The sequence below is a fragment of the Halorarum sp. SLYT50 genome, assembly GCF_059821265.1.
The window spans coordinates 86,573-97,257 of sequence record NZ_JCAMRW010000003.1 but is presented as its reverse complement, the minus strand read 5'-3'; the positions used below and the strand labels follow the sequence as shown (position 1 = coordinate 97,257).

At 57.8% G+C, this 10,685-nt stretch carries 12 protein-coding genes and 3 pseudogenes; 11 read left to right on the top strand and 4 right to left on the bottom strand.

Annotated features, from left to right (window positions below; genetic code table 11):
- Nucleotides 1-34: 34 nt before the first annotated feature.
- The 6 genes and pseudogenes from AC6RUA_RS18325 (at nucleotide 35) to AC6RUA_RS18300 (ending at nucleotide 3,924) form a co-directional block, all read left to right on the top strand.
- Nucleotides 35-1,168: a multicopper oxidase domain-containing protein gene (locus tag AC6RUA_RS18325; RefSeq protein WP_499815916.1), complete on the top strand. Its 1,134-nt coding sequence runs from the start codon at nucleotides 35-37 to the stop codon at nucleotides 1,166-1,168.
- A 15-nt stretch (nucleotides 1,169-1,183) separates the two neighbouring features.
- On the top strand, nucleotides 1,184-2,215 hold the full coding sequence (locus AC6RUA_RS18320) for a halocyanin domain-containing protein (RefSeq protein ID WP_499815915.1): 1,032 nt from the start codon (nucleotides 1,184-1,186) through the stop codon (nucleotides 2,213-2,215).
- 183 nt (nucleotides 2,216-2,398) lie between these two features.
- Nucleotides 2,399-2,662: an ArsR/SmtB family transcription factor gene (locus AC6RUA_RS18315; protein WP_499815914.1), complete on the top strand. Its 264-nt coding sequence runs from the start codon at nucleotides 2,399-2,401 to the stop codon at nucleotides 2,660-2,662.
- Entirely contained in the window at nucleotides 2,659-2,943 is a 285-nt protein-coding gene (locus AC6RUA_RS18310; RefSeq protein ID WP_499815913.1) for a DUF7521 family protein, read from the top strand. Before AC6RUA_RS18315 ends, AC6RUA_RS18310 begins: the two co-directional genes overlap by 4 nt.
- 27 nt (nucleotides 2,944-2,970) lie before the next feature.
- A pseudogene (locus AC6RUA_RS18305) lies at nucleotides 2,971-3,356 on the top strand (DUF6610 family protein); the annotation flags it as partial.
- Between the two features lie 238 nt (nucleotides 3,357-3,594).
- Nucleotides 3,595-3,924: a DUF8134 family protein gene (locus AC6RUA_RS18300; RefSeq protein ID WP_499815912.1), complete on the top strand. Its 330-nt coding sequence runs from the start codon at nucleotides 3,595-3,597 to the stop codon at nucleotides 3,922-3,924.
- 38 nt (nucleotides 3,925-3,962) lie between these two features.
- Here the strand turns inward: AC6RUA_RS18300 and AC6RUA_RS18295 are convergent.
- Together AC6RUA_RS18295 and AC6RUA_RS18290 are read right to left on the bottom strand one after the other, a co-directional pair.
- Nucleotides 3,963-5,126 (bottom strand): annotated as a pseudogene (locus AC6RUA_RS18295) (trans-sulfuration enzyme family protein).
- 100 nt (nucleotides 5,127-5,226) lie between these two features.
- A complete protein-coding gene (locus AC6RUA_RS18290) occupies nucleotides 5,227-5,595 on the bottom strand; it encodes a group I truncated hemoglobin (RefSeq protein WP_499815911.1) in 369 nt (122 codons plus the stop codon).
- 449 nt (nucleotides 5,596-6,044) lie between these two features.
- Between AC6RUA_RS18290 and AC6RUA_RS18285 the strand changes: the two genes are divergently transcribed.
- Nucleotides 6,045-6,371 carry a CGCGG family putative rSAM-modified RiPP protein gene (locus tag AC6RUA_RS18285; RefSeq protein WP_499815910.1) on the top strand — a complete coding sequence of 109 codons (327 nt, stop codon included), beginning with the start codon at nucleotides 6,045-6,047 and terminating at the stop codon, nucleotides 6,369-6,371.
- 42 nt (nucleotides 6,372-6,413) lie between these two features.
- Nucleotides 6,414-6,761 carry a cupin domain-containing protein gene (locus AC6RUA_RS18280; protein WP_499815909.1) on the top strand — a complete coding sequence of 116 codons (348 nt, stop codon included), beginning with the start codon at nucleotides 6,414-6,416 and terminating at the stop codon, nucleotides 6,759-6,761.
- Nucleotides 6,762-6,772: 11 nt separating this feature from the next.
- Here AC6RUA_RS18280 and AC6RUA_RS18275 read toward each other — a convergent pair whose 3' ends face one another.
- Complete coding sequence (locus tag AC6RUA_RS18275) at nucleotides 6,773-6,931, bottom strand: DUF7501 family protein (RefSeq protein WP_499815908.1); 159 nt, start codon at nucleotides 6,929-6,931, stop codon at nucleotides 6,773-6,775.
- A 271-nt stretch (nucleotides 6,932-7,202) separates the two neighbouring features.
- Between AC6RUA_RS18275 and AC6RUA_RS18270 the strand changes: the two genes are divergently transcribed.
- On the top strand, nucleotides 7,203-8,258 hold the full coding sequence (locus tag AC6RUA_RS18270) for an aldo/keto reductase (protein WP_499815907.1): 1,056 nt from the start codon (nucleotides 7,203-7,205) through the stop codon (nucleotides 8,256-8,258).
- Between the two features lie 558 nt (nucleotides 8,259-8,816).
- Here the strand turns inward: AC6RUA_RS18270 and AC6RUA_RS18265 are convergent.
- Nucleotides 8,817-9,350, bottom strand: coding sequence for a DUF488 domain-containing protein (locus AC6RUA_RS18265; protein ID WP_499815906.1), 534 nt, complete (start codon nucleotides 9,348-9,350; stop codon nucleotides 8,817-8,819).
- Between the two features lie 270 nt (nucleotides 9,351-9,620).
- Between AC6RUA_RS18265 and AC6RUA_RS18260 the strand changes: the two genes are divergently transcribed.
- Nucleotides 9,621-10,343, top strand: coding sequence for a hypothetical protein (locus AC6RUA_RS18260; RefSeq protein ID WP_499815905.1), 723 nt, complete (start codon nucleotides 9,621-9,623; stop codon nucleotides 10,341-10,343).
- A gap of 204 nt (nucleotides 10,344-10,547) precedes the next feature.
- A pseudogene (locus tag AC6RUA_RS18255) lies at nucleotides 10,548-10,661 on the top strand (hypothetical protein); the annotation flags it as partial.
- Between the last annotated feature and the right edge of the window lie 24 nt (nucleotides 10,662-10,685).

Sequence of the window (10,685 nt, the reverse complement as noted above, 5' to 3'; positions counted from 1 at the left end):
ATATGCTCTATCCGTCCCGTGTTGTAACTATACTATGAGTAAACAGATCGGCGCACCCGGCACGGGAATCTCTCGACGGCAGTTCCTCGCGGCGACCGGCGGCGCCGGCGTCCTCTCGCTCAGTGGGTGTACGGCTCCGGCCAACACACAGCCCAACGCGGTCCTCGCACAGACCACGGAGCAGCTTCCCCTCACGAGTAAGCCTGAGATGGTCGACCTCGACGCGCTCGACGGGAAGGTCACGATCAGTGCGGTGAAGGCGCGACACGATATCCACCCTCACGACACGATGGGCGGGCCGATCAACCTCCCCGTCGTCTGGGCGTTCCAAGCCAACGACGGCACGCCGAGCGTTCCCGGACCCGTTCTCCGGGTCACTGAGGGCCAGGAGATCGAACTCACGCTCGACAACACCGCGATGTCGATGCCGCACACGTTCCATGTCCACGGCCTCCGCAAGACGTGGGAGAACGACGGCGTCCCCACCACGACGGGGATTCAGGCCGACCCGGGCGAGTCGCATACGTACACGTACACCGCCAATCAGCCGGGGACCCATCTCTACCACTGTCACTACAACACGCCGTGGCATATGGAGATGGGGATGTACGGCATCCTCCGGGTCGACCCCGAGGGATACGAGGAGGCCGACAAGGAGTACTTCATGACGGTCAAGGAGTGGGACACCCGCCTCTCGCGGCAGTACGGCGGCGAGGACGCCACCTACGACATCGCGAACCGTCGGCCCGACGCGTTCACCGTCAACGGCCGCTCCGCGCCGTACACGCTCCACCCCGAGGAAGGGTCACCGATGATCGTCGAATCAGGCGATACGATGCGAGTCCACTTCGTCAACGCGGGGTTCATGAGCCACCCGCTGCACATCCACAACCACCGCTTCACGGTGGTCGAGAAGGACGGCGGCGTGATCCCCGAGGCCGCCCGTCATGAGGAGGACGTGATCAACGTCGCGCCCGCTGAGCGGTATACCCTCGAACTGAAGGCCGACGCCGATCCGGGGATCTACCTGATGCACTGTCACAAGGTGGATCACGTCCGCAACGGCACGTCCTACCCCGGCGGAATGCTCACCGGGATCGTCTACACGGAGGCGATGCAGACGGATATCTTCACGAAGATCATGGGATACGCGGGCTACGAGGCCTGATTCGGAGGGACAAACATGGAAACACTATCCACATCACGGCGGACGTTCATGAAGGCGACCGCGGGCGCGGCAGTCGGTGCAGGCGTCCTCGCACCGCGTGCGGCCGCCCAAGAGGCGACCAGCGGCGAGGCGGGACCCGATCTCGTGGCGTGGTTCTCGAACACGGACAACGTCTCGGAAATCGTCGACAAACGCGGTCAGGCCGAAGCCAAGATCGATGTCGGCACGTCGGGCAACGGCGGGTCGTTCGGCTTCAGCCCCGCCGCCGTTCGGATCGACCCCGAGACGACGGTGACGTGGGAGTGGACGGGCGACGGCGGGTCACACAATGTCGTCGCCGAGAGCGGCGCATTCGAATCCGAGTATCACAGCGACGCCGGTGCCACCTATACATACACCCCGAGCGAGTCCGGGATCATCCGGTACGCGTGCGCCCCCCACAAGCCGATGGGCATGAAGGGCGCGCTACTCGTGGGCGACGTGTCCGCATCGCTCGGCACCACGGAGGAGACCGAGACCCGGGGTCGGACCTTCGACGGCTGGCTTGACCGGACGGACAACTACACGGAAGTCGTCGGCGAACGCGGTGCGTCAGAAGTAGTCGTCGACGTCGGCGTCGACGGCAACGGCGGTGCGTTCGGCTTCGGCCCAGCGGCGGTTCGCGTTGACCCCGGGACGACGGTCGTCTGGCGGTGGAAGGGGACGGGGGGTGCGCACAACGTGGCCGCGCTCGACGGGTCGTTCCGGAGCGAACTCACGACCGAACAGGGCGCCGAGTTCACACAGACGTTCGAGAAGGAAGGCGTAGTCAAATACGGCTGTGAGGCACACGCCGTGCTCGGGATGCGGGGCGTGGTCGTCGTCGACGACGGCGAACCAAACGGCCTCTTCAGCGGGATCGACCCGGGGCTGCTCGCGGGTGTAGCCAGTGGGCTCCTGGTCCTGCTGTCGCCGCTCGGGATCCCGGTCGTCATGCACCTAACTGGGGATGGACGGCCGACACCACCGAGTCGTGAGCAACTCCCGGCTCCCGAACGGCCGGAGTAGCTCCGGCACGCGGGCCGGGGGTTCGGGACGAGCGAATGAACTAACTCCCGTGGCTCTCGTCGTCGGAGTATGGTGCGGAATCCGTTCGGGGCGGACGATGCGCCCGATGTCGAAGAAGTCCTCACTAGCTTAGATGATCCTACTTGTCGGCAACTCGTACGAGCGCTAGATGAGCCCATGACTGTGAGTGAACTCGCCGAGGAAGCCGACGTTCCCCTCTCAACTACGTACCGGAAGCTCGACCTCCTTGAGGAGGCATCCCTTCTGGAGACGCGGACGAAGGTGCGGCAAGACGGTCATCACCAGACGCTCTATCGGGTTGCGTTCGAGGAGGTCTCGTTTCATCTGACTCAAAGCCGTGACTTCGATGTCTCGATCGTCCGGGCGCTTAAGGGGCCCGACAGACAGCTCGCGAACATGTGGTCGGAGCTGCGCCGAGAAACGTGAGTACGAGTGCCTACCTCCCGACGGTCGTCGTCGCGCTCAAGACGATCACACTCGCGCTCGGGGGACTCATCACGTGGTTCGCGTACAGGGCCTACCGACGGACGGGGGCGAACCCACTTCGCCTGCTTGCGGTCGGGTTTGCGACCGTAACGCTCGGGGCACTACTCGCAGGTACGGCCCATCAGACGTTCGGGCTCAACTCGGGACTCGTCTTGACGATCGAGAGCGCGCTGACGGCGGTCGGATTCGGCATCATCCTCTACTCGCTGTACGCTGAATGAACGCCGCGAGCGTAAAACGGGGTGCCACAGTTCGGCGAATTCTGGCCCGTCGACGGCTGGGACGACAGCGGCCGTGGCGCGGATCACGTGACCGTCCGTGACGCGATCCAGTACGGCCTTGATCACATCTGGTCGTTCTGGTAGGCCCATGGATGGCGTGTGGCCTGAGACGGCGTCGCAGACAGACGGGGTGGCAGTCGCCCACTCCGGCCCGTCACCAAGTGACTTGGAGAGTGCGGCGTGCGCTGAATGCGAGGCGAACGTTTGGACGAGCGAGTGTGGGCCCTACGTCGCGGAGTAGGATACGGGCGCAGCTGTGGGTACTGCTGTTATGACGCTACGTTGTTCATCGTCAGCGAAATGGACTGGAGGAAGTCGCCGGTGAGCAGAGCGTCTCCTTCCCCGCTCCGTAGGTAACCAACAGAACCAGCAGCACCAGTTCTCTTGTTGGTTACCACTCGTGTAGGGATGATGTCGGTTGCCGCTCTCGTCACGGGAGATTGAACAAGATACAGTCGGTATCAGAAGATGTCCACCGGAGTGAGCCTCTGAGATAACGATCAATGTTGCAACCGTCGATACTGACAGTAGTTCCCCGCGTCAACTGAATCCGTGACCACGTCTCTGCGCCTCGTCGATAGAGGTGCCTGGTTGAGCGTCAACGGGACGCGCGAACTTGGTGTCAGCACCCTCTGGCGATTAACTGAAAGCGAGTTCTGCGGCTGCGAGGTAACCGACTTCCTCGCAGAGGGATTCACAGAGATCGGCGTCAACGCCGCTTCCGTCGAGGCGCGACTTTCAGATCGGTGTATCCAATGTGGCGTCGAGGGGACGACTGAATGGATGGTGCTCGGCCACATCGTCGGTCGGGATGAGCGAACGTTTCTGCCAATCGATACCGACGCCGTCCAACCTGTGTCACAGTCACCGCCGAACGGTGAACGTGATGACGGGTTAGAACCGACACAAGTAGATCAGTAATTGGATTCACTCTTTTGCTCGTCTGTGTTCGTGGTAGATCAGAGCTTCCCGAGAGCAGAGGCCAAGTCGTCGATTAGATCGTCTCGCTCTTCGATTCCAACCGGCGCACGAACCAAGGAGTCGGAGATCCCTGCACGTTGACGCTCTTCAACGCTTAGATTCCCCGCCGACATGGAGGCCGTGTGTTCAATTAGTGACTCAACACCGCCGAGACTCACCGCGACGTTGAACACGTCTAATTCTTGGAGGAAGGCCCTCGTCTCGGCACCGTCACCCTCTATCTCGAAGGAGACGACACCGCCGTATCCGTTCATCTGCTTACTTGCTAGGTCATGTTGCGGATGGTCACTCAATCCGGGGTAGTACACCGTCGCCACCGATGAATGGTCTGCGAGGAACTCGGCAACTGCTTGCGCGTTCGATTGATGTCGGTCCATTCGCACGGAGAGCGTTTTGAGCCCTCGCTGGACGAGATAACAGTCGAATGGTGACATCACCGCTCCGAATCCGTTCTGCCCCACAAACCGGAATCGTTCGCTCAGTGCTTCGTCGTCGGTGAGGATCGCCCCTCCCGTCGCATCACTGTGTCCGTTCAGGAACTTCGTCGTGCTGTAAACCGTGACGTCGGCACCTGCCTCTATCGGTCGCTGTACGTACGGTGTGTTGAACGTGTTATCCACGGCGAACAACGCGTCGTACTCGCCGGTGATGTCGGCGATAGTACCGATGTCACAGAGTTTCAAGAGTGGGTTCGTTGGTGATTCCATCTAGACGAGTTCCGTCTCCGGGGTCATCGCTGCTGCTACGTTCTCCGGATCGGTTGCATCAACGTAGCTGACATTGACCCCGATCGGGGCCACCAACTCGTCGAACATCTCTTTCGTCCCGCCGAACAGCGACTCGAAGGCGACAACGTGATCTCCGGGCGAGAGGACGGCAAAGCACACCGTCGAGATAGCAGCCATTCCCGACGAGAGGGCAAGTGCGTGGTCGACTCCCTCTGGGCAAGCCAACGTCTCTTCGAGATGGTCCCGCGTTGGATTACCGAACCGGCTGTACTTGTATCCGTGACCCTGTGATCTCGGTCGTTCCATCTCGAACGTTGTAGAGAGATGAATTGGCGGGACGATATCACCAGTCGCCTCACCTACACTCCGTTTCGGTCGGTCGATAGCGAGCGTTGAGAAACCGTAGTCGATCATCGTACGGTGGAAGCAGAAGGTGATCGGTTAAAGACAATGCGTCAGAGTCAAAAAGAGAGCTAACTGGCGGTTTAGAGCTACTATCCTGACAGAGCACTCTTTACGATACCTCAACGATTTCGGGGCGCAGTTCCTTGACCGTCTTGAGAACCGGTTTGCGGTCTTCATCGGGAACCTCGTTTTCAGCCAGTGCCGTATCCAAGTGTCCTGCCACGGCGTCGAACTCGTTGTCGGTGATACCCATTCCTCTGTGAGCTTCGCGCATGTCGTCTCCTGAATACTCGACTGGGCCGCCGGTTACCGCCGAGATAAATTGGACTTGATGAGCCCGGAGTTCCGTTGTGGTGCTATCTTCGAAGTGACGAATCACGTGCTCGTCATTTAAGACGCGGTCGTAGAAGTCGTCTACAATGTTCTCCACCGCTTCGTGACCGCCGAGACGGTAGAACACCGTTTCGTCCTCGCTCATCAGTCGTAGCTAATCTACGGAGATAGATAAGATAATTGAGAGTTCGATGGCGAAAGGAGTCCTAGAACAGGGGCCGGCGCTGACTTTCCTCGACATTGAGTGCCATTTTCGATCCTCACTTGGTCGAGAATTGACCTCCGATCTAACGTGTCACAAGACATCGAAACCGGACACAACCTGAATCGTTTGGCCACCGTATCGTAGAGAAAATAATCAATTACAGGCTGCCTGATTAGACGATCTGATTGACGAGGTCCTCGTCAGCGTCAATGTGGACGAGATGTTCTCGAATGAGGTTGGCGACGTTCCGATAGTAGTCCAGAGTGAACCCGCACAATGTGAGGTAATGAGAACCTCTTCGAACTGGGAGAAAAGCTTCGCTATCGGTGAAGCCCAATACATGAGAATCCTCCGTCTGGCTTTAGAGGTAGAACACCAACTAGATGGTGATGGTAAATCAATCACCTGGCACTGATCACACAGACGCCGACGCGAAGCCCGTCACCGACCGGGTACACGAAACCTCATGGTCAGCTAACCTCGAAGAACCGCAATATGAAACCGACCGAGCGTTACTCGTGGAACACGCGATAGAAGCGATCGAACACACGACAGACGGTCACCATGTGAATCTCGTCACGCACAAAGCGCACGGTCACCCGGAGACGTATCTCTACGACGCCCTCTCCGGCCGATTCGGCACGGAGGATCTCCAGTGGGAGTACATCGAACAGTGCGGGTGTGGCGGGCACGTCGTCCGTGTCTCTGTTCAGTAGCGTAGAAGTCAAACACCGAATGACGAAGCTGCACTGAACGTGATGTTGAAACAACTGATGATAACTAGTACGTCGGTAGAAGAACTGGACGGAGTACCGCATGCTAACGTATTCCCGACTGAAGAGCCGAAGACTGTTCGGTTGACCCTCGCAGGAGGTGACTGTCTCCCGTCTCACACTCATCCGGACCGTGAGATCATCCTGTATCTCATCTCGGGCGAGCTTGAATTACAGCTAGACGAAGACCCCCACCGAGTGAAAGCAGGCGAAGTGATACGGTTCGATGGAAGTCACGAAATTGCTCCCAGCGCTATCGAAGACAGTGTCGCGTTACTCGTCCTTGCACAAAAGAACGGAGAATCAAGTGCGGGCGGGAAGAGTTCTGAATGACATCAGAGGAACTACATAGACCACTCCCCTTCAATATCCCCGGCGGTCACTTGACGCCATTTCCCAAATAGAGTTGTACATTCCTCACAACACTCAATATGGGCAATGAACCCTGTACCAAATCGGTTGGTTTCGCCCCACAGAACGGGCAATAGTTGGGGCGGTTCCACTCTCTCTCGCTCACATCCGTCATAGCTAGGAATACAGGGATCCAGAACAAATGCGTTGCAAAGCGATCTTAGACGGAAAAGGATTTTAGGTCAAGAGAGTAACCACTAGTCTCCTTCGGGGCCAGTCAAATCAACTCGGCCTAGGAAGACATTCGGAGGATCCATAAGCAATGATCGATCCGTCAATAACGGCCTGCTACCGCCGCTCAACCGGCTGTTAAGACTCAGCTAAAATCACTGACTCTAACCCTCCTGCTTCAAAGGAGCGGCTATGCAATATAACGAACTCGGCGAGTCCGGAGTTGAGGTCAGCGAGGTGGGCTTCGGCGCGTGGACGGTCGGCACCGACTGGTGGGGTGACCGTTCCGAAGCGGACGCCATCGAGATGATCCAGTATGCTGTCGAGCAGGACATCACGTACTTTGATACGGGCGACGTCTATGGCCACGGCCGCAGCGAGGAATTAGTCGGGAAGGCACTGACCGAGGTCCGTGACGAGGTGACCGTCGCCACCAAGGTCGGCTACGACTTCTACCGCAATCCGCAGACCGGCCACGGCGAACTCCCCAAGGAGATGGACCTAGACTACCTCCGGGACGCTGTCAAAAAGAGCTTAGAACGCCTTGAGATGGATTCCGTCGACATCCTTCAGTTGCACAATGCCGATGTCGACGAGATCACCCCCGATGTCCTCGAATTGATTGACGAACTCAAAGAGGAAGGCAAAATCGACGCCGTTGGGCTCGCACTCGGTCCCTCGATCGGCTGGCTCGCCGAGGGTGACCTTGCGATCGAGGAGGAATTCGACTCAGTTCAGCTGGTCTGGAACGTCTTAGAGCAGGAGGTCGGCAACCACTTCCTTGAGACGATCGAGCGAACGGGGTCGTCGACCAGCCTGATCCCGCGAGTTCCCCACTCCTCGGGTATCCTCAACGAGCAGGTCACACCCGACACCCAACTCGGCGAGGGCGACCACCGTGGCTTCCGTCCCGACGAGTGGTACGAGACCGGCTGGGAAAAACTCGAAAAACTGCGCTTCTTAGAACGCGACGGCGAGCGGACGATGGGACAGGCATCGATCGCGTGGTTGCTCTCCCATGAGTCCGTCGCGAGCGTTACCCCGACGTTCCGTACGAAAATAGACATTGACGAATGGGCGGCCGCAAGCGACGTGCCAAAGCTCTCCGAGGAGGAACTGACCCACGTCGACGAACTCTACGAGACCGACTTCAATATTGACCGTGACGACGGCATGGACACGCTGCGCTCGTCAGTCGACGGCGAAGACATCGAATCTGCTGGGTTGGACAAACTCGCGGCCGACTGACTGGTTTGCCGCGATCGGTTCGAACGACCCGACGTCCGTTCGATGCGCCGATCCTAAATCGGCCGACGGGTCCGCAAGTCGGAACTCAAGCTTAAGTTTGCCGTCTATCTTCACGTCGATGCCGCCACAGTGCACACAAGTGGCGTTCGACCACGGAGGGATGTGTTGGCTCTGCCGACCAGCGGGAGTGACTAGAACGTGAGCTGGCTGGCGAGGCGTCGACAAATGGCTGCGTGCGTCTGTCCCGTTGAGACAATCACGATTTACGACGATGATAGCACACAGCTGATTCCCTGACACGAGCGAGTAGAGAAGGCACTATTCTCGCTCACTGGGAAGGCTATTGGAGACCTATCTTAGCATTACTTTTCAGAAGAATAGTATGTTTATTGACTCCTTTCTCAAAGACGTTACTGAATCATCTACTCATAGTCATCCGAGCCTGATCAAGACCAACTAGGACCATAGAGCATCTGGTTTCGATAGTATCAATAAGAGGATCAGCATCAAGCACCCACTGATTTCGCCATCGCGGCACCGGAGGTTGCCTTCTGGCGTTCACGATTCGTCATTATCCTTTGGATAGACCACACGTCCATCACGGATCTCCGCAAACTGCGTCAGGTCGTGTATGTTGGCACGATCAGGGCCGAAGATGTCTACGACCTCGAGGCCGGCGGCGATAAGCCAATCGGCGATGATTCGTCGGTGACACCGCCAGTACACCGCTTCAGCGCACATGATCACCGGCGTGTACTCTTGGGTGGACTCGATCAGTTCCTCAAGCGCATTCTGGAATGTTTCGGAGAGTGTGTAGTCGGCGTAGGCTTGAAAGGAGTCGTTCTCCCACGCGGTATTCTGGGAGTCGGTCTGCGAGCTCGACCGTCGGCCACCGAGTGCCTCGAGGTGACGGTACTCGATTTCGTTTTCTGCAAGCGTTTCGGCGAGAGCGTCCGCGTTGAACTGCAGATTGTGCTTGGAACCGGGAAAACGCCGAACATCGACGACCAGATCTATCCCATGTCCGTGTAACGCCGAGAGGAATTCCGTTATTGAACGAGAGGAATGGCCGATGGTGTAACACTGGGCCATATGGTGGATGGGAGTGTAATCTGGGTAGGCCTTGGGGAAGTCACAAAGAGCATGTGCTCTCGTCGATCTCGATCCAAATCATTACGGCCATCTATTTGGGCAGAGAGGATGAACGAGGACGGGTTCGTATGAATAGATCGGATCGCGAACGATAACTGCTAGTCACCAGAGGTGGCAAACGGTGAAATCAAACAGAGATATACCCCTCACAGGTAGACAGACGCATATGGTTGTAATTGGAGTTTCGGCGCCAAGCGTGGAGTCTCATAGATGAGACAGCAACTCAAGCGGGTCGACTGGGACGCCGTTGCTGGAATCCTCGCCGCTGTCCTTGCACTCATCCTTCACTTCCTCCACATCGTTGAGGAGAGTGCTCTTCTCATGATTGCCCTCGTTCTGCTCGCGCTAATGTTCCTCCGCGATCTCCGTCAGGAATCGGAGACCGAGGATCTGGCTGAGTCGATCAATCACACCGAACGAACGGTCGAAGAGATCCGATCTGCGCTTGAGCCTGCCGAGATCGAGCTCGTCGGACCGGGGAATCTCCGACCGCGTAGCAAGCGGTTTTGTCAAAGTGCCCGCGGTGAGATGGTCTGGTTCAACGTCTGCCTGCTCATGTTCATTCCGCAGGACCTCTTTGATTCTCTGCTCCGGCCGGCAATCGAGAATCCGAACGTCACGTCGATCCAATTCGTTCTCGATGAAAGTGAGCGAGAGCGCTGGCGAACTGAAGTCAAACCCAAAGTAGCAGACTGTAATAGGAGCGAGACGGTGCGAGAACCTATCTGGCGAGAGCTTAACGAGAACGTCTCGTTCATCCTCGGCGGCACGGAAAACGACCGGACGGACGCGTTGTTGAGTTTCTGGGGTGAACCGTTCATGGCCCGGACGACAAGGGACGTTCCTCGATATATCATCCATGTCACCGAACACTCCGAGCTGATCCCGCAGCTACGGGATATTGAGCGCGAACACCGATTGCGACGGACGTAAGAAATATCCTTTTCACCGTCACCACTCAGTACCACTGTGGGCAACCGAGCCGGGCAAGTGCTACCACCGAGGAACGATGAGCAACCAAACACTCGCTTCCGATAAGATACGATGAGACCACCATAATTACACAAATATCTCGAAGATGAGTTCGAGTACCCTGCGGACCACACAACGGTACTCGATCAGGTCGGGGAGACCACCGTCGACGCTCCCGACGGTGTTGACTCGGAGACGATTGGAGAAACCTTGACCGACGATAACGATGACGTGTACGAGACCATCGACGATCTCTTCGATTCGATATCGGCAATCTAGACGATGATTACATCGGACGGAAGT